The sequence below is a fragment of the Serinicoccus sediminis genome, assembly GCF_004153545.1.
GTDB lineage: Bacteria > Actinomycetota > Actinomycetes > Actinomycetales > Dermatophilaceae > Ornithinicoccus > Ornithinicoccus sediminis_A.
Genome location: NZ_SDVA01000005.1, coordinates 168,635 through 186,688, shown reverse-complemented (window position 1 = coordinate 186,688; position 18,054 = coordinate 168,635). Strand labels below are relative to the sequence as shown.

20 protein-coding genes are annotated in these 18,054 nt (G+C 73.7%); 17 read left to right on the top strand and 3 right to left on the bottom strand.

Annotated elements, in window-relative coordinates; genetic code table 11:
• Positions 1-40 precede the first annotated feature (40 nt).
• The 7 genes from EUS26_RS06810 (at position 41) to EUS26_RS06780 (ending at position 6,570) form a co-directional block, all read left to right on the top strand.
• On the top strand, positions 41-523 hold the full coding sequence (locus EUS26_RS06810) for a (2Fe-2S)-binding protein (protein WP_130012470.1): 483 nt from the start codon (positions 41-43) through the stop codon (positions 521-523).
• A complete protein-coding gene (locus EUS26_RS06805; RefSeq protein ID WP_130012468.1) occupies positions 520-3,036 on the top strand; it encodes a xanthine dehydrogenase family protein molybdopterin-binding subunit in 2,517 nt (838 codons plus the stop codon). Before EUS26_RS06810 ends, EUS26_RS06805 begins: the two co-directional genes overlap by 4 nt.
• The gene (locus tag EUS26_RS06800) at positions 3,033-3,887 is read left to right on the top strand and encodes an FAD binding domain-containing protein (RefSeq protein WP_130012466.1); all 855 of its coding nucleotides are present in this window, start codon (positions 3,033-3,035) and stop codon (positions 3,885-3,887) included. The genes EUS26_RS06805 and EUS26_RS06800 overlap by 4 nt, the downstream gene beginning before the upstream one ends.
• 3 nt (positions 3,888-3,890) lie before the next feature.
• The gene (locus tag EUS26_RS06795; protein ID WP_238148839.1) at positions 3,891-4,340 is read left to right on the top strand and encodes an SRPBCC family protein; all 450 of its coding nucleotides are present in this window, start codon (positions 3,891-3,893) and stop codon (positions 4,338-4,340) included.
• Positions 4,337-4,666, top strand: coding sequence for a hypothetical protein (locus EUS26_RS06790; RefSeq protein ID WP_130012464.1), 330 nt, complete (start codon positions 4,337-4,339; stop codon positions 4,664-4,666). Before EUS26_RS06795 ends, EUS26_RS06790 begins: the two co-directional genes overlap by 4 nt.
• A complete protein-coding gene (locus tag EUS26_RS06785) occupies positions 4,663-5,133 on the top strand; it encodes a YdeI/OmpD-associated family protein (RefSeq protein WP_130012462.1) in 471 nt (156 codons plus the stop codon). The genes EUS26_RS06790 and EUS26_RS06785 overlap by 4 nt, the downstream gene beginning before the upstream one ends.
• 84 nt (positions 5,134-5,217) lie before the next feature.
• The gene (locus tag EUS26_RS06780) at positions 5,218-6,570 is read left to right on the top strand and encodes a M20/M25/M40 family metallo-hydrolase (protein WP_130012460.1); all 1,353 of its coding nucleotides are present in this window, start codon (positions 5,218-5,220) and stop codon (positions 6,568-6,570) included.
• 75 nt (positions 6,571-6,645) lie between these two features.
• Here EUS26_RS06780 and EUS26_RS06775 read toward each other — a convergent pair whose 3' ends face one another.
• Complete coding sequence (locus EUS26_RS06775) at positions 6,646-6,831, bottom strand: DUF5703 family protein (protein ID WP_130012459.1); 186 nt, start codon at positions 6,829-6,831, stop codon at positions 6,646-6,648.
• 80 nt (positions 6,832-6,911) lie between these two features.
• Here EUS26_RS06775 and EUS26_RS16900 point away from each other — a divergent pair, with 80 nt between their 5' ends.
• Genes EUS26_RS16900 through mshC form a run of 6 tightly spaced genes read left to right on the top strand, consistent with a single transcriptional unit; the run spans position 6,912 to position 11,807 of the window.
• On the top strand, positions 6,912-7,289 hold the full coding sequence (locus EUS26_RS16900; RefSeq protein WP_165368527.1) for a hypothetical protein: 378 nt from the start codon (positions 6,912-6,914) through the stop codon (positions 7,287-7,289).
• A 3-nt stretch (positions 7,290-7,292) separates the two neighbouring features.
• Positions 7,293-8,342, top strand: coding sequence for an LLM class F420-dependent oxidoreductase (locus EUS26_RS06770; protein WP_130012457.1), 1,050 nt, complete (start codon positions 7,293-7,295; stop codon positions 8,340-8,342).
• A complete protein-coding gene (locus tag EUS26_RS06765; protein WP_130012455.1) occupies positions 8,342-9,079 on the top strand; it encodes an MSMEG_4193 family putative phosphomutase in 738 nt (245 codons plus the stop codon). Before EUS26_RS06770 ends, EUS26_RS06765 begins: the two co-directional genes overlap by 1 nt.
• Before the next feature lie 5 nt (positions 9,080-9,084).
• Positions 9,085-9,645 carry a DUF3090 family protein gene (locus EUS26_RS06760; protein ID WP_130012453.1) on the top strand — a complete coding sequence of 187 codons (561 nt, stop codon included), beginning with the start codon at positions 9,085-9,087 and terminating at the stop codon, positions 9,643-9,645.
• A 1-nt stretch (position 9,646) separates the two neighbouring features.
• Positions 9,647-10,471, top strand: a complete 825-nt coding sequence (locus EUS26_RS06755; protein WP_130012451.1) for an SCO1664 family protein — start codon at positions 9,647-9,649, stop codon at positions 10,469-10,471.
• Between the two features lie 58 nt (positions 10,472-10,529).
• Positions 10,530-11,807: a cysteine--1-D-myo-inosityl 2-amino-2-deoxy-alpha-D-glucopyranoside ligase gene (gene mshC, locus EUS26_RS06750; protein WP_130012449.1), complete on the top strand. Its 1,278-nt coding sequence runs from the start codon at positions 10,530-10,532 to the stop codon at positions 11,805-11,807.
• Here mshC and EUS26_RS06745 read toward each other — a convergent pair.
• Positions 11,757-12,494: an HAD family hydrolase gene (locus tag EUS26_RS06745; RefSeq protein WP_238148838.1), complete on the bottom strand. Its 738-nt coding sequence runs from the start codon at positions 12,492-12,494 to the stop codon at positions 11,757-11,759. The two genes, mshC and EUS26_RS06745, sit on opposite strands and share 51 nt — an antisense overlap.
• 92 nt (positions 12,495-12,586) lie before the next feature.
• Between EUS26_RS06745 and EUS26_RS06740 the strand changes: the two genes are divergently transcribed.
• Positions 12,587-13,444 carry a PAC2 family protein gene (locus EUS26_RS06740; protein ID WP_130012447.1) on the top strand — a complete coding sequence of 286 codons (858 nt, stop codon included), beginning with the start codon at positions 12,587-12,589 and terminating at the stop codon, positions 13,442-13,444.
• Here EUS26_RS06740 and EUS26_RS06735 read toward each other — a convergent pair.
• On the bottom strand, positions 13,430-14,257 hold the full coding sequence (locus EUS26_RS06735) for a RecB family exonuclease (protein WP_130012445.1): 828 nt from the start codon (positions 14,255-14,257) through the stop codon (positions 13,430-13,432). The genes EUS26_RS06740 and EUS26_RS06735 overlap by 15 nt on opposite strands.
• 24 nt (positions 14,258-14,281) lie before the next feature.
• Here EUS26_RS06735 and EUS26_RS06730 point away from each other — a divergent pair, with 24 nt between their 5' ends.
• Genes EUS26_RS06730 through arc form a run of 3 tightly spaced genes read left to right on the top strand, consistent with a single transcriptional unit; the run spans position 14,282 to position 18,051 of the window.
• A complete protein-coding gene (locus EUS26_RS06730) occupies positions 14,282-15,382 on the top strand; it encodes a site-2 protease family protein (RefSeq protein ID WP_130012443.1) in 1,101 nt (366 codons plus the stop codon).
• 9 nt (positions 15,383-15,391) lie between these two features.
• A complete protein-coding gene (locus tag EUS26_RS06725) occupies positions 15,392-16,414 on the top strand; it encodes a tRNA (adenine-N1)-methyltransferase (RefSeq protein WP_238148837.1) in 1,023 nt (340 codons plus the stop codon).
• Complete coding sequence (gene arc / locus EUS26_RS06720) at positions 16,411-18,051, top strand: proteasome ATPase (protein WP_130012441.1); 1,641 nt, start codon at positions 16,411-16,413, stop codon at positions 18,049-18,051. Before EUS26_RS06725 ends, arc begins: the two co-directional genes overlap by 4 nt.
• The last annotated feature ends 3 nt before the right edge of the window (positions 18,052-18,054 follow it).

Here is an 18,054-nt window from a genome sequence, read left to right as displayed (position 1 = left end):
GGACAAGGATGTCCCCTCAGCCCCCGGACGGGAGAGCCGTATGAAGATCACCGTGACAGTGGACGGCACGACGTACACCGACGAGGTCGAGCCGCGCACGCTGCTCGTCTACCACCTGCGCGAGGCGCTGGGGAAGACCGGCACCGTGGTGGGGTGCGACACCAGCAACTGCGGCGCCTGCACGGTGCTGCTGGACGGTCGCAGCGTCAAGTCCTGCAACGTGCTCGCCGTCCAGGCCGACGGCCACGAGGTGACCACCATCGAGGGGCTCGCCGACGGCGAGACGCTCACCCCGGTGCAGGAGGCCTTCCGCGACTGCCACGCCCTGCAGTGCGGCTTCTGCACCCCGGGCATGATCATGCAGGCCACCGACCTGCTCAGCAGCAACCCCAGTCCCACCGAGGACGAGGTCCGGCACGGCATGGAGGGCAACCTCTGCCGGTGCACGGGCTACCACAACATCGTCAAGGCGGTCCTGCAGGCCTCCGGCCAGGCCGCCTCGAGCGGAGGTGAGCAGTCGTGACCGCTGTCGACGACCGGCCCCAGGCCGGCAGCACCCAGGAGGTCGGCCGCGACCGCCGGCGCAAGGAGGACCAGCGCCTCATCACCGGGCGCACCCGGTGGACCGACAACCACGTGCTCCCGGGCATGCTGCACCTGGCCATGGTGCGCAGCCCGGTGGCGCACGCCCGCATCACCGGCGTCGACACCACCGCGGCGCAGCAGTCGCCGGGCGTCGTGGCCGTGCTCACCGGCCAGGACGTCAAGGACCTGCAGGGATCACTGCCCTGCGCCTGGCCCATCACCGAGGACCAGAAGGCCCCGCCGCACCCGGCCATCGCGGTCGACCGGGTCGCCTTCTCCGGCGAGGTCGTCGCCGTCGTCGCCGCGCGCTCCTCCGCGGCGGCCCGGGACGCCGCCGAGCTCGTGGACGTCGACTACGAGGACCTGCCGGCGGCGCTCGACCTGCGGGCCGCCGCCCAGGACGAGACCCTGGCGCACCCCGACCTCGGCACCAACCGCTCGGCGACCTGGGTCTTCGACTCCGCCGAGGCCGGCACCGGCTCCAGCGTCGACGACGCCATCGCCGAGGCCGACGTGGTCGTCGAGCGCGAGTTCCGCCAGCAGCGCCTCATCCCGGCCTTCATGGAGCCGCGATCCACCGTGGTGGACCCGACCGGCGAGCAGTTCGTCATGTGGTCGGCCACGCAGGTGCCGCACATCCTGCGGCTCATGCTCGCCATGACCCTCGGCGTCGACGAGGGCAAGGTGCGCGTCATCGCCCCGGATGTGGGCGGCGGCTTCGGCGGCAAGCTGCAGGTCACCCCGGAGGAGATCATCACCTTCCTGGTGGCGCGGCACACCGGCAAGCCCTGCAAGTGGACCGAGACCCGCAGCGAGTCGCTCCTCTCCGCGCACCACGGCCGCGACCAGTGGCAGAAGCTCACCCTGGCGGCCAAGGCCGACGGCACCGTCACCGGCCTCAAGGTCGAGCTGCTCGCCGACATGGGCGCCTACCTGGGGCTCGTCACGCCGGGCGTGCCGATCCTCGGCGCGTTCATGTACAACTCCATCTACAAGTTCCCCGCCTACCACTTCTCCTGCACCAACGTCTTCACCAACAAGACGTGGACCGACGCCTACCGCGGCGCCGGGCGCCCGGAGGCGACCTTCGCCATCGAGCGCATCATGGACGAGCTCGCCCTCGAGCTGGGTCGCGACCCCATGGAGGTGCGCGAGCAGAACTGGATCACCCACGAGGAGTTCCCGTTCACCACCGTCTGCGGGCTCGAGTACGACTCGGGCAACTACGAGGCCGCCACCGAGCGCGCCAAGGAGCTGTTCGGGTATGACGAGCTGCGGGCCGAGCAGCAGCGGCGCCGGGAGAGCGGCGACCGGGTGCAGCTGGGGCTGGGCATCTCCACCTTCACCGAGATGTGCGGGCTGGCCCCGTCCCGGGTCCTCGGCTCGCTCAACTACGGGGCCGGTGGCTGGGAGCACGCGTCGGTGCGGATGCTGCCCACCGGCAAGGTCGAGGTCATCACCGGCTCCTCGGCGCACGGCCAGGGCCACGAGACGGCCTGGAGCCAGATCGTGGCCGACCAGCTGGGCGTGCCCTTCGAGGACGTCGAGGTGCTGCACGGGGACACCCAGATCAGCCACAAGGGCCTGGACACCTACGGCTCGCGCTCGCTCGTCGTCGGCGGCCAGGCGGTCATCAACGCCGCCAAGAAGGTCATCGAGAAGGCCAAGCCGCTCGCCGCGTACCAGCTCGAGGCCAACGTGGACGACCTGGAGTTCAGCGACGGGAAGTTCACTGTCAAGGGCGCAGGGGCCGACCAGGAGGGCATCGGGCTCGCCGGGCTCGCGCTCGCCGTGTTCACCGCCCACGACCTCCCCGAGGGGATGGAGCCGAGCCTGGACGCCGACGCCACCTTCGACCCGGTGAACTTCTCCTTCCCGCACGGCACCCACCTGTGCGCGATGGAGGTCGACACCGAGACCGGGGCCACGACGATGCGGTCCTACGTGTGCGTCGACGACATCGGCAACGTCGTCAACCCGCTCATCGTCGAGGGTCAGATCCACGGCGGGCTGGTCCAGGGCATCGCGCAGGCGCTGTGGGAGGAGGCGGTCTACGACGACCAGGGGACCCTCGTGTCCGGCTCGTTCGTCGACTACACGCTCCCGACCACGGCGGACACGATCAACTTCGTCACCGACCGGACCACCTCGCCGGCCACCTCCAACGACCTCGGGGTCAAGGGGGTCGGCGAGGCCGGCTGCATCGCGTCCACCCCGGCCGTGGTCAACGCGGTCCTCGACGCCATCCGGCAGTTCGGCGTCAAGGACATCGTCATGCCGTGCACCCCGGAACGGGTGTGGCGGGCCATCCAGGACGGCACGGCCGGTGCCATGAGCGAGACGGCGGGGGCGGCCGCGGGCCACTTCGCCGAGGGCGAGCCCAACCAGGACCCGCCCGGAACCGCCGCCAGCCCCGTCGGCGGCACGACCCAGGAAGGCGGTCAGGCATGATCCCCCCGCAGTTCGACTACGCCGCCCCGGCCACGGTGGCCGAGGCGCTGGAGCTGCTCGCCGAGCACGGAGACGACGCCAAGGTGCTCTCCGGCGGGCAGTCGTTGCTGCCGGTGCTGCGGATGCGGCTCAACGCCCCGGGCATCATCGTCGACATCTCCCGGATCGAGGAGCTCAAGGGCGTCACCGAGGTGGGTGACGCGATCCGCATCGGCGCCGGGGCGACCTACCAGGACGTGCTCGACTCCTCGCTCGTCCAGGAGCACCTCGCCCTGCTGCACACCGCCCTCCAGGAGGTCGCCGACGAGCAGATCCGCCACCGCGGCACCGTGTGCGGGGCCCTGGCGCACGCCGACCCGGCGGGCGACGTGGGTGCCCCCGTGCTGGCGCTCGAGGGCCGCATGGTCATCCAGGGGCCGGACGGCGAGCGGACGGTCGACGGCGCCGACTTCTTCGTCGACCTCTTCGAGACCGCCGTCGGTGAGGGCGAGCTGCTCACCGCCGTGGAGATCCCCAAGCACACCGGCTGGGGCGCGCACTACGAGAAGTTCGTGCGGGTCTCCCACCAGTGGGCCATCATCGGCATCGCCGCCGCCGTGCGCACCGAGGGAGGCACCATCGCCGAGGCCCGGGTCGGCCTGACCAACATGGGCGCGACCCCGTTGCGAGCGCGCGCGGTCGAGGAGGCCCTCGTCGGCCAGGAGGCCACCGAGGAGGCCGTCGCGCAGGCGTGCGCCCAGGTCGCCGAGGGCACCGACCCGCCCTCGGACCTCAACGGCCAGGCGGACTACCGCAAGCACGTCGCCGGGGTCCTCACCCGGCGCGCCGTGCTGGCGGCGGCGGGAGCCTGACGGATGGCGATGGAGCTGCACCACACCTTCACCGTCGACGCCCCTCCTGAGGCCACGTGGGCTCTGCTCACCGATCTCGAGCAGGTCGGTGGCTGCTTCCCCGGGGCCACCGTCACCTCGGCCACCCAGGAGGAGTTCACCGGCAACGTCAAGGTCAAGCTCGGCCCCATCGGGGTGACCTACCAGGGCGAGGGCCGGTTCGTCGAGCGGGACGACGAGGCCCACCGCGCCGTCATCGAGGGGCTCGGCAAGGGCCTGCGCGGCCTGGGCAACGCCTCCGCCAAGGTGGTGCTGCAGCTCGAGCCCGACGGTTCCGGGACCAAGGCCGACGTCGCCACCTCGCTCACCATCACCGGCAAGCCGGCGCAGTTCGGCCGCGGGGTCATGCAGTCGGTCTCGGACAAGCTGCTCGGCCAGTTCGTCGACTGCATCGAGGGCAAGCTCACCTCGTGAGCGAACCGGTGGGCGAGCAGCCCGGGACCGGGCCGGTGCGTGCCGACGGCATGCACCGGCTCGTGACCGGGGGTGTCGGCGAGGATGACGCGTGGCACCGGGCGCGCACCACGTGCACGGCCTGCGGCAGCGTCGACCTCGTGGACGAGGGACTCCTCACCAGTCGAGGTCCCGGGATGACGGGCCACGTGGAGTGGGTCGGCGATCCTCCCTCGACCGAGATCTTCGGCTTCGCTGCCGTGGACCACGCCGCTCGGCACCCCGTCCGTGCCTTCCGGTGCCGCGAGTGCCGCCACCTCGAGCTGTTCGCGGAGGAGCACGAGTGACCTCCTCCCCGCACCGCTTCACGGCCGCGGCCGAGGAGCTGGTGTGGGGTGGCACCACCTACACCGTCATCCGGGTCCCGGCCGCGCTCGCCGCCGACGCGGCCACCGAGGGGACCCGACGGGTGGCCGGCACGATGGACGGCGTCGAGGTCAACGTCGGCCTCAACCGGGCCCCGGTGCTCGACGACCCGTTCGTCTACGCCGGGCCCGCTCTCCTGCGCCGGGTGCGGGCCGAGGTGGGCGAGCCGCTGCGGTGCGAGCTGCGCCCGGTCGACCCCGACCTCGTGCCCGTGCCGGACGACGTGGCCGCGGCGCTGGCCGGCGCAGGGATGGCCGACCCGTGGGAGGAGCTGCGCCCGGCCGCCCGCCGCCGGCTGCTGCAGCCGGTCGTCGAGGCGGTCCGGCCCGACACCCGGGCGCGCCGGGTGGCCCGGCTGGTGCGTGAGCTCGGGGGCGGGTCGCCGTAGCGGCGACCGTCGCGCAGGCAGGACGCGTGGTGCCGGGGGATCCGGTCCGCGCCGGGCCGGAGGTCCGTGGCTAGGGTGGCCGGTATGACGTCCACCCCTGACGACCTGACCCCGTCCAGCACCGCCGAGGAGGAGGCGGTCCGGATCTGCAAGGAGCTCATCCGGATCGACACCAGCAACTACGGCGACGGCAGCGGGCCGGGGGAGCGGGCCGCCGCGGAGTATGTCGTGGAGCTGCTCCGCGAGGTCGGTCTCGACCCGCAGGTCACGGCGCCGGCGGACCAGCCCGAGCGGGTGAGCGTCGTGGTGCGCACCCCGGGCCGGGACAGCTCCCGACCGGGTCTCGTGCTGCACGGGCACCTCGACGTCGTCCCGGCCGAGGCCACCGACTGGACGGTCGACCCGTTCTCGGCGGAGGAGAAGGACGGCATGATCTGGGGCCGCGGCGCGGTCGACATGAAGGACATGGACGCCATGCTGCTGGCGACCCTGCGCCAGCTGGCCCGCTCCGGCGAGAAGCCGCCGCGCGACATCGTCTGGGCCTTCTTCGCCGACGAGGAGGCCGGTGGCACCCAGGGCGCGGGCCACGTCGTCGCCGAGCACCCCGAGTGGTTCGAGGGGTGCACCGAGGCGATCAGCGAGGTCGGCGGCTTCTCCATCACCCTTCCGGACAAGGCGACCGGGGCACCGACCCGCGCCTACCTCCTGCAGACCGCGGAGAAGGGCATCGCCTGGTTGCGGCTGCACGCCCGCGGGCGGGCCGGCCACGGCTCGGTCCCCAACCAGGAGAACGCCATCGTGCGCCTCGCCGAGGCCATCGCCCGGATCGACGCCCACCCGTGGCCACGGACCTACATCGCCTCGGTCCGCGAGCTCTTCGACGGCGTCTCCCGGGTCACCGGGGAGACGTGGAGCGAGGAGGGCGTCGAGGACATGCTCGCCCGCCTCGGCGGCGCGCGCCGGTTCGTCGAGGGCACCCTGCAGGACACCTCGAACTTCTCCATGCTCGACTCGGGGTACAAGATGAACGTCATCCCGCAGAGCGCCTCGGCCTCGCTGGACTGCCGCTTCCTGCCCGGGCACGAGGACGAGCTGCTCGGCACCATCCGCGAGCTGGCGGGCGAGCACGTCGAGGTGGAGATCGAGCACAAGGACGTCGCCCTCGAGGCCCCCAGCAGCGGTGAGCTCGTCGACTCGATGAAGCGAGCCCTGCTCAAGGAGGATCCGGGCGCGCACGTCCTTCCCTACTGCCTGTCCGGCGGCACCGACAACAAGCACCTGTCCCGCCTGGGGATCACCGGCTACGGCTTCGCCCCCCTCCGGCTGCCGGAGGAGCTGGACTTCGTCGGGATGTTCCACGGTGTCGACGAGCGGGTGCCGGTGGACGCCATCAGGTTCGGCACCCGGGTGCTCGGTCAGCTGGTCGCCGACTGCTAGGACGGGGAGCCCGGGACGCCGTGTGGTGAGGTCCGGCACCGGGCATCACCGGACCCCCGAAGGCATCCACGGCCGTCAGGCGGTGCGGCGCACCCGGATGATCTTGCGGCGCAGCAGCACGCGGCGCGCGCCACCGAGGTAGACACGGACGCGTGCCAGCTCCCACGCGCCGTACTCCGCGTGCTCGGTCAGCGCCTGCCGCACCTCACCGCGCCCCTGGTCACGGTGGAAGGTGAGCTCTCGGTACTCGTACTCGACCATCGCCCCCAGCATAGGCACCCACCGCACCGGCGTGGAGACATACCCGCCCGTCAGGAGCCATTTCGCGCTACCGTCGCCTCATGACCGATGACCCGCGCGCCGCCCTGACCGCCCTCGTCGCCGCCCTCGAGACGCACCTGGAGACCGCTGCCGTCAGCCGTGGTGACGACGACCCCGCCGTGGTCGAGGCGTACGAGCGCGTGGCCGAGGCGTTCACCGCCTACGACGACGCCCTCATGGACGCCTACGGGGAGGTCACCCCGCTGGAGGTCTACGACGAGGACCTCGCCGGTGACGACGACGACGAGGACGACGACGAGGACGACGAGGACGACGACGACGACGACGACGACGAGGACGACGACGAGCTCGAGGAACCGGGGGAGGACGAGGACGACGACGAGTACTCCGGGCTCGACGACGAGGACTACGACGTCGACGAGACGCCGCGGGGCTGAGGGGTGCGTCTCGGGCTGAGCTGCGGGTTCTGGGGGCAGGGCCGCGACGAGGACCACCTCGCGCTGGTGCGCCGCGCCGACGAGCTCGGTGTCGACGTCGCGTGGGTGGCCGAGGTCTACGGGCCGGACGCGGTGAGCATCCTGTCCTTCCTCGCCGCCCGCACGACCCGGATCGGGCTGGGCGCCGGCGTCATGCAGATCCCGGCCCGCACCCCCGCCGCCACGGCGATGTCGGCGGTCAGCCTGGACAGCCTGTCCGGGGGGCGGTTCCGGCTCGGGCTCGGGGTCAGCGGACCCCAGGTGTCGGAGGGCTGGCACGGGGTGCGGTTCGCCAAGCCGCTGGCGCGGACCCGGGAGTATGTCGAGATCGTCCGCACCGCGCTCGCGCACCGGACCGTCAGCTACGACGGGGAGTTCTTCACCCTGCCGCTGCCCGACGGCCCCGGCAAGGCGCTGCGGCTGACCCACCTGCACCGCCCACACATCCCGCTCTACCTCGCCGCGGTCGGGCCCAGGAACCTCGAGCTGGCGGGCGAGATCGCCGACGGGTGGCTCGGGGTCTTCGTCGCCCCCGACTTCTTCGCCGAGCAGCGGGAGCACCTGCACGCCGGCATCGCCCGACGGCAGACGCCGTCGGAGCGGCCGTTCGAGACCGACGCCACCGTCGCCCTGGCCGTGGGGGAGGACCTGGAGGCCTGCGCCCGCACGGTCAGCCCCTACCCGGCGCTCTACGTCGGGGGCATGGGCAGCCGTGAGCAGAACTTCTACCACCAGCTGGCCTGCCGGATGGGCTACGAGAAGGAGGCCGACGAGGTGCAGGAGCTCTACCTCTCGCGGCGCTACGGCGAGGCGGCCCGGGCGCTGCCCGCGCAGTTCGTCGACGACACCAGCCTGCTGGGCGACGTCGACCGGATCACCGAGCGGATGCGTCGTTACCGGTCCGCCGGGATCACCACGCTGACCGTGGCCCCGTGGGGGGCCGACCTCCGCGCGCGGATGGACGCCCTCGAGGCGGCGGTCGAGGCGCACGGCCGGCTCGAGGCGGAGGTCTGATGGCCATCTGCATCCTGCTGCGGCACGGCCGGACCCAGGCCAACGCGGACGGTGTCCTCGCCGGGTGGACGCCCGGCCTCGGCCTGGACGACACGGGCGCGGGCCAGGCCCGGGCCGCCGGGTCCCGGCTGGCCGCCACGCCCCTCGCCGCGGTCGTGGCCAGCCCCCTGCAGCGCTGCCAGGAGACGGCGGCCGCGGTGCTCGCGGCCCAGCCCGCGGACCGGGCGGTGCAGCGGCACACCGAGGAGCGCCTGGGGGAGGCGCGCTACGGCGCGTGGACGGGCCGGCCGCTCAAGGAACTGGCCGAGGAGCCGCTCTGGCGCGAGGTGCAGGACCACCCGTCGGGCGTGACGTTCCCGGCGGACGAGGCGTTCGCGCACGAGTCGATGGCGCAGATGGCGGCCCGGGCCGTCGAGGCGGTCACCGAGTGGGACGCCCGGATCGAGGGCGAGCACGGCGCGGGCGCGGTGTGGGTGGCGGTGAGCCACGGCGACGTGATCAAGGCGATCCTCGCCGACGCGCTCGCGACCGCGCTGGACGACTTCCAACGCATCGTCGTCGACCCGGCCTCGCTGAGCCTCGTCCACCGCACGCCCGGGCGCCCGTTCGTCCTGCGCACCAACGACACCGGGAGCGACCCGGTGGACCTGTCCGGCCTGGTGACCCGGCTCGCCGCGCAGGGTGCCAGCGGTGACGCAGAGGTGGGTGGGGGCGCCGGCAGCAAGGACGTAGGCTGACCCCCATGGCTGAGCACGTCTTCGACCCGCCCGAGCGGTGCGTCGCCGGCAGCGTCGGACCCCCCGGAGGGCGGACCTTCTTCCTGCAGGCCAGCGACTCCCAGCGGGTGATGACCGTCTCCCTGGAGAAGGAGCAGGTCCGGCTGCTGGGGGAGTCGCTGGCCGAGATGCTCGACGACGTCGCCGGGCCGGAGGGCACCGAGGAGGCCGGCGAGGCGTATGTCGACAACGCGCCCCTCGACACGCCCATCGAGGACGACTTCCGCGTGCAGCGGCTGTCGGTGGCGTGGGAGGCCGGTCAGCGCCGGGTGGTCCTGGAGGCGTACGACCGGCCCAGCGCCGAGGACGTCGCCGAGCTGGAGGGTGACGACGAGGGCCCGGACCTGCCGTGGGCCGGGCTGCCCCCGCAGTCCCTCAAGGTCGTCCTGGAGCCGGGTCGGGCCCGCGCCTTCGCGATGCGGTGCACCGCCTCCATCGAGGGAGGCCGCCCGTCCTGCCCGTTCTGCGGCCAGCCGCTGGACCCCACCGGTCACATCTGCCCCCGCGCCAACGGGTACCGCCGCTGACGTGGACGACGACGCGGCCCTGGAGCTGCTGCGCACCCTGACCGTGGAACCGGTCGGCGTGCTCACCCAGGCGTCCAACCTCACCCTGCTCGTGGACCTCGCCGACGCCCAGGGCGAGCCCAGCGGGCACCGCGCCGTCTACAAGCCGGTCAAGGGCGAGCGGCCGCTGCACGACTTCCCGCCCGCGTCGCTCGCCCGGCGCGAGGTCGCCGCCTACCTCCTCAGCCGGGCCGGGGGGTTCGACCTCGTCCCGCCCACGGTGCTGTGCGACGGCCCGCTCGGGCCGGGCTCCGTGCAGTGGTGGGTCGAGCAGGACCCGGATCGGCTGGCCGACCCGGCCGCGGGCCTCGTCGACGTCGTCGTGCCCGAGGACCTGCCCGAGGGCTGGTGCCCGGTCGTCCAGGCAGAGGACGAGCACGGCCGCGCGCTCGTCGTCGCCCACGCCGACCACCCGGACCTGCGCAGCATGGCGGTCCTGGACCTGGTGCTCAACAACGCCGACCGCAAGGCGGCCCACCTCACCCGGGACACGCAGGACCGGCTGCGCGGCTTCGACCACGGCGTCAGCCTGCACACCGAGGACAAGCTGCGCACGGTGCTGTGGGGCTTCGCCGACGAACCGGTCGCGCCCGAGGACCTGGCCCGGCTGGAGGCCCTCCAGGTGGCGCTGGACGACGCGGACGGGCCGCTCGCGACCGGGCTGCGGACGCTGCTGTCCGGCGTCGAGCGGGAGGCGCTGGCGGCCCGTGTGCGGCGGCTGCGGGAGGACGCGACGTTCCCGGCTCCGCCCACCGACCGGTACCCGTTGCCCTGGCCCCTCTGGTAGGTGGCGTCCCCCCGGGTCGGTGCCGGAGACGCCCGTCCGGACGGCTAGGCTCCCGCAGGTGAAGACCTGGTCCACCACCACCCTGCCCCGGCTGCCGATCGAGCACGACGGTGCACCCGTCCGGGTGCACGACACCGCGGGCGACCGGCCGGTCGAGGTCGGGGGCACCGACGGCCGGGCCCGCCTCTACGTCTGCGGCATCACCCCCTACGACGCCACCCACCTCGGTCACGCGGCCACCTACGTGACCTTCGACGTCCTGCAGCGCGCGTGGCGGGACGCGGGGCTCCAGGTCACCTACGTCCAGAACGTCACCGACGTGGACGAGCCGCTCCTGGAGCGGGCCGAGCGCGACGGGATCGCGTGGCAGGACCTCGCCCGGCGCGAGATCGACCTGTTCTTCGCCGACATGGAGGCGCTGCGGGTGCTCCCGCCGGACCACTACGTCGGGGCCGTCGAAGGCATCCCCGACGACGTGAGCGCCGTGGAGCGGCTGCTGGCGGCCGGCACGGCATACCGGGTGCCGGTGCCGCAGGCCGAGGCGTCGGCCGAGGGCGCCGGCGGCGCCGACGTCTACCTCGACCTGTCGACGCAGGACAGCTTCGGGGCGGTCTCCGGGTGGACCCGGGAGCAGATGCTCGAGGTCTTCGCCGACCGTGGTGGCGACCCGCAGCGGGCCGGGAAGCGGGACCCGCTCGACCCCCTGCTGTGGCGGTCCGCGCGGCAGGGCGAGCCGCACTGGGAGGGCGGCTCGCTCGGGCGCGGACGCCCCGGCTGGCACATCGAGTGCTCCACCATCGCGCAGCGCTACCTCGGCCCCGCCTTCGACGTGCAGGGCGGCGGGACCGACCTCGTCTTCCCCCACCACGAGATGAGCGCCGTGCAGGCCGCGGCGCTGTGCGGCGACGACTGCTTCGCCCGCGCCTACGTCCACCAGGCCATGGTCGGTCTGGACGGCGAGAAGATGAGCAAGAGCAAGGGCAACCTCGTCCTCGTCTCCCGGCTGCGCGCCACCGGGGTCGACCCGATGGCCATCCGGCTGGCCCTGCTCGCCCAGCACTACCGCACCGAGTGGAGCTGGACCGACCAGATCCTGCGCGAGGCGGGCGAGCGGCTGGACCTGTGGCGCCGGGCCGCCGACATGGCGGCGCACGACTCGGTCACCGAGCCGGACGCCTCCACCGTGCGGCGCGTGCGGGAGCGGATCGCCGACGACCTCGACACCCCGGGGGCCCTGGACGCCGTGGACGACTGGGCGACGACGGTGGCCGCGGGCGAGCCCGCCTCACGCCTGGTCGCGGACGCCGTCGACGCGCTGCTCGGGGTGCAGGTCTGAGCTGAGCGAGCGGGCCACCGCCCCGAGGTCGGCCGGGGTCAGGCCCTCGAGGCTCGGCACCTGCAGGCTGCCCCGGAGAGCGGGCACCGCCACGGTGTGCGGCACGACGAGAGTGGGCACCCCGGCGGCCGTCGACGCGGTGGCCCCGGTGGGGGAGTCCTCCACCGCCAGCGCCTGGGCCGGGTCCACGCCCAGCCGGGCCGCCGCCTCGAGGTAGGCCTCCGGGTGCGGCTTGCCCCGGCTGACCTGGTCGCCGGTCACGACGGCGTCGAAGGTCCCGGGCGGCAGCTGCTCCACGAGGACCTCGGCCAGCTCGGTCCAGGACATGGTCACGAGGGCGCAGGGCACCCCGTGCCCGCGCAGGTCGGCCAGCAGCTCCCGGGCACCGGGGCGCCAGGGGACGTGGGCGCGGGTGCGCCGGACCACGCCGGCGAGCAGGCGGCGCACCACCTGCTCGGGCCGGCCCCGCACCGGCGTGCGCTCGAGGATGATGCCGGCCGAGGTCAGGAGGTCCTGCCCGACGAGGTCGTGGGCGTCGGCGTCGGTCCAGGTGCCGCCCGCCTCCTCGACCAGGACGTACTCCTCGGCGATCCACGACGGCTCGGTGTCCACGATGGTGCCGTCCATGTCCCAGAGCACGGCGGCGGGCAGGTCGGGGTGGCCCGGGCGGGCGGGTTGGCGCGTCACCCGCACCACGCTAGAGGACGCGGACTAGGGTGGGAGAACGGCGCGATGCCTCCGAGCCAGGCGCGTTGCTTCCGAGCGAGAGGGTGAGGCCCGTGATCGAGCTGCAGGACACCGGTGAGCTGCGTGACCCGATCGTCATCGCCGCCTTCGAGGGGTGGAACGACGCCGGCGAGAGCGCCTCGAGCGTGGTGCAGCACCTCGCCCAGGTGTGGGAGGCCGAGGTGGTGGCGGCCGTCGATCCGGAGGACTACTACGACTTCCAGGTCAACCGGCCCCAGGTGCTCACCGTCGACGGGCGCCGGACGATCCGCTGGCCCACCACCCGGGTGCTGCTGGCCCGCAACACCCCGCTGGGCCGCGACGTCCTCCTGGTGCTCGGCATCGAGCCCTCGGTGCGGTGGCGCACCTTCGCCGGCGACCTGCTCGACTACCTGCTGGCCCGGGACGCCCAGCTGCTCGTGGTGCTCGCCGGTCTGCTGGCCGACGTGCCGCACACCCGGCCCATCCCGGTGAGCATCAGCTCCGAGGACACCGTGCTGCTGGAGGGCAACGAGGAGATCGAGCGCAGCACCTACGAGGGCCCCACCGGCATCGTGGGGGTGCTGTCCGACGAGGGGCGCCAGCAGGACCTGCCGACCCTGTCCTGCTGGGCGGCGGTCCCGCACTACGCCGGCGGCCCGCCCTCGCCGAAGGCGTCCCTGGCGCTGCTCGGCCAGCTCGAGGAGCTCCTCGACTGCGTCATCGACGACAGCGCGCTGACCGAGGCGGCCCGGGCCTGGGAGCGCGGGGTGGACGACCTGGCCTCCACCGACGAGGAGGTCGCCGACTACGTCCGCCAGCTGGAGGAGGCCCAGGACACGGCCGAGCTGCCGGAGGCCTCGGGGGACGCGATCGCCAAGGAGTTCGAGCGCTACCTGCGTCGCCGCGACGACGGCTCACCCCGCGGCTGAGCGCGGGTCCAGGGCGAGCGCGGTGGCCCCTTCCGGCAGCGGCGGGGGAGTGCCGCCCCAGGCCGGGCAGACCGGCCGGTGGGCGCACCACGAGCACGCGCGTCCCGGACGTGGGCGCCAGTCGCCGGTGGTCGCCACCTGCTCGATGGCGGCCCAGAGCGCCTGGATCTTGCGCTCGGTGGCGAGCAGCTCGGCCTCCGTCGGGTCGATCCACAGCACGGTCCGGTCCCGCAGGTAGACCAGCTGCAGGCGGGTGGGCATGACCCCCCGGCTGCGCCACAGCGCCAGGGCGTAGAACTTCAGCTGGAAGAGCGCCCGTCCCTCGAAGGTCTCCGACGGGGCCCGCCCGGTCTTGTAGTCGACCACCCGCAGGCGCCCGTCGGGGGCCTCGTCGAGCCGGTCCACGTAGCCGCGGATGACCAGGCCGTCGAGGTCGGCCTCGACGTAGAGCTCACGCTCGGCCGGGTGCAGCCGGGTGGGGTCCTCCAGCGCGAACCAGCTGCGCAGCAGCTCGTCGGCGCCGCCGCAGGCCTCCTCCTCGAGCAGCCCGGCCAGGCCCGGGTCGGCCGAGCGCAGGCGCTCCCACTCACCCGGCACGAGGTCGGTCGCCGCCGCCAGGGTGCGGTGGCCGGGCGGCAGGTCGAAGAGGCGGTCCAGCACGGCGTGCACCAGGCTGCCGCGGGCCGCGGCGGCGCTCGGCGGTTCCGGGAGCCGGTCGACGACCCGGAAGCGGTAGAGCAGCGGGCACGCCATGAAGTCCGCGGCCCGCGAGGGGGACAGGGCCCGGGCGTGGTGCTCGGTGACCGCCTCCATGGGCCGCACTCTACGCTCGGGGGCATGGAGCGAGCACCCGGCTGGCAGGTCGGCACCCTGTCCGGCATCCCGATCTACCTCGGCCGCAGCTGGGTGCTCGTGGCCGTGCTCATGATCGCGCTGTTCGGGCCGACGGTGGACCGCACCCTGCCCGGCCTGGGCGCCTGGAGCTACGCGGTGGCGTTGGCCTTCGTGCTCCTCCTGCTGGTGTCGGTGCTGGTGCACGAGGCGGCGCACGCGCTCGTCGCGCAGGGCGTCGGCTTCGGGGTCTCGCGCATCGTCGCGGACTTCTGGGGTGGCCACACCGCGCACGACGGCGCCGGCGGCACCCCCGCCCGCAGTGCCGCGGTGGCCGTCGTGGGGCCGCTCGCCAACGGGCTGCTCGCCCTGCTCGGGTGGTGGGCCATGGGCGTCCTGGACGGCACAGGCGTCCCCCTGCTGCTGGCGTATGCCTTCACCTGGGCCAACTCGTTCGTGGCGGTCTTCAACCTCGTCCCGGGCCTGCCCCTGGACGGCGGGTACCTGCTGGAGGCGCTGGTCTGGGGCGTGACCGGCAACCGGCACCTCGGCACGATGGTGGCCGGGTGGTCGGGGCGGCTGGTCGTCGTGCTCGTGGCGGTCGTGCTGCTGCTGCCCCCGCTGCTGGCGGGCGACCAGGTGCCCTGGACCCGGGTGGCCTGGGTGGCCCTCATCGGGCTCTTCCTGTGGCAGGGCGCCAGCCAGGCCACCCGCATGGGCCGTCAGGGGATGCGCGCCTCGCGGCGCACCGTCGCCGACACCGCGCACCGCCCGGGTCTCGTCGGCGTGGACGCGCCGCTGCACACCGTGCCGTGGGCCGAGCACCCGGTGTGGGTGGTGCTCGACGCCGACGGCCGCCCGGACGGTCTGGTGGACCCGCCCGCGCTGCGGCAGGTCCCCCGGGAGGCGTGGACGACCACCCCCGCCGCCGCGGTGGCCGTCCGGCTGCCGGACGGCTGGGCGGTGCCGATGTCGCCGCAGGCCCGGCTCGACCAGGTCATCGAGGTGATGCGCCGCAGCGGCTCCGGCGTGGTCGCGCTGCTGGACGAGCACGGTCGGCCGTGGGGCGTGGTGAGCACCCACGACCTCACCGGCAGCCGCTCGTAGACTGACCCGATGAGCAGGCCGACGGGCGCCGACATGCGGCGCGGACCCTTCCGGGCGGGCGACCGCGTGCAGCTGACCGACCCCAAGGGCCGCCTGCACACCATCACCCTGGAGCCGGGCAAGGAGTTCCACACCCACCGCGGGCACCTGCGGCACGACGACCTCATCGGCGCGGCCGACGGCTCGGTGGTCCGGCACACCTCGGGCACCGACTACCTCGCGCTGCGGCCGCTGCTGTCCGACTTCGTCCTGTCGATGCCCCGGGGGGCGCAGGTCGTCTACCCCAAGGACGCCGGCCAGATCGTCACCTACGCCGACATCTTCCCGGGCGCGACCGTCGTCGAGGCCGGGGTCGGCTCGGGCGCGCTGTCGCTGTCGCTGCTCCGCGCGGTGGGGGAGCAGGGCCGGCTGCTGAGCTTCGAGCGCCGCGAGGACTTCGCCGACATCGCCCGCGCGAACGCCCGGGCGTTCTTCGGGCTGGACCACCCGGCCTGGACGGTCACCGTCGGCGACCTCGTCGACGCGCTGCCGGAGGCGGTCGAGCCGGGCACCGTCGACCGGGTCGTCCTCGACATGCTGGCGCCGTGGGACTGCCTCGGGGTGGTGGCCGACGCGCTCGCCCCCGGGGGCGTGCTCATCTGCTACGTCGCCACCACCACCCAGCTGTCCCGGGTGGCCGAGGCGGCCAAGGCCGCCGGCGGCTGGACGCCGCCGCAGGCGTGGGAGTCGATGAACCGCGGCTGGCACCTGGAGGGCCTGGCGGTGCGCCCCGAGCACCGGATGCACGGGCACACCGGCTTCCTGGTGACGCTGCGCCGGCTCGCGCCGGACACCCAGGCGCACCTGCGCCGCACGCGTCCCGCCCCCGGCGCCTACGGCGAGGACTACGAGCCGGCCAGCGGGGAGTGGACCCCGGCGGACCTGGGGGAGCGCCCGGTCTCGGACAAGAAGCTGCGGCGCACCCGCCGCGACGCGCAGAGCACCGCCGACCGGGTGACCGGTGACGGACCCGACCCGGAGGAGCAGGGATGACCGAGACGTCCTCGCGCGAGCGTCACCTCGAGCAGCAGGTGCAGTCGCTCAGCAGCCGGGTGAGCGAGCTCAAGGGGCAGAACGACGCGCTCACGACCACGCTGCGCAGCGCCAAGCAGCAGATCGTCGGGCTCCGCGAGGACCTCGACGCCCTCGCGTCGCCGCCGCTGGCCATGGGCCAGGTGCTCCGGGTCGTCGGTGACGGCACCGCGGACGTCTCCCTGTCCGGGCGGCGCATCCGCACCCAGATCTCCTCGGAGGTCGACACCGGCGACCTCCGGCCCGGCCGGGAGGTGCTCCTCAACGAGGCGCAGGCCATCGTCGGGGTGGCCGACTACGAGCGGGCCGGGGACGTCGTCACCTGCAAGGAGGTGCTCGAGGACGGCCGGCTCAGCGTGCTCGTGCGGGGCGAGGACGAGCGCATCGCCCGGCGCGCCGGCTCGCTCGCCGACGCCGCGGTCCGGGTGGGCGACGCGCTGCTGCTGGACCCGCGCAGCGGCTTCGTCACCGAGCGCATCGAGCGGCCCGAGGTCACCGAGCTCATGCTCGAGGAGGTGCCGGACATCTCCTACGCCGACATCGGCGGCCTCACGGGCCAGATCGAGCAGATCCGGGACGCCGTCGAGCTGCCGTTCCTGCACGCCGACCTCTACGCCGCCCACGACCTGCGGCCGCCCAAGGGGGTGCTGCTCTACGGGCCGCCCGGGTGCGGGAAGACGCTCATCGCCAAGGCGGTGGCCGCCTCGCTGGCCCGGCAGGCGGCCGAGCAGCGGGGCCTGGCGCCCGGGAGCGCGCGCAGCTACTTCCTCAACATCAAGGGCCCCGAGCTGCTCAACAAGTACGTCGGTGAGACCGAGCGGCACATCCGGCTCATCTTCCAGCGGGCGCGGGAGAAGTCGGCCGAGGGCGACCCGGTGGTCGTGTTCTTCGACGAGATGGAGTCGCTCTTCCGCACCCGCGGCTCCGGGGTGTCCTCGGACGTCGAGACCACGATCGTGCCGCAGCTGCTCGCCGAGATCGACGGGGTGGAGCGGCTGGACAACGTCATCGTCATCGGTGCGTCCAACCGCGAGGACATGATCGACCCGGCCATCCTGCGACCGGGCCGCCTCGACGTGAAGATCAAGATCGAGCGGCCCGACGCGCAGGGCGCCCGCGACATCTTCTCCAAGTACCTCACCCCCGGCATACCGCTGCACGACACCGCGCTGCAGGCGCACGACGGCGACCGCGCCGCGACCGTCGCCGCCCTCATCGACGGCGTCGTCGAGCGGATGTATGCCGTGTCCCCGGCCAACGCCTTCCTCGAGGTCACCTACGCCGGGGGGGACCGGGAGGTGCTCTACTTCCGCGACTTCGCCTCCGGGGCGATGGTGCACAACATCGTCGACCGCGCCAAGAAGCTCGCGATCAAGGACTCCCTGACGCTCGGGGAGCACGGGCTGCGCGAGCGGCACCTGGAGCAGGCCTACCTCGACGAGTTCAAGGAGAACGAGGACCTGCCCAACACCACCAACCCGGACGACTGGGCCCGGGTGTCGGGCAAGAAGGGGGAGCGGATCACCTACATCCGCACCCTCGTGGGGGACGCCTCCGGCACCCAGCCGGGCCGCTCGGTCGACCTCGGGGAGCGCTGAGCG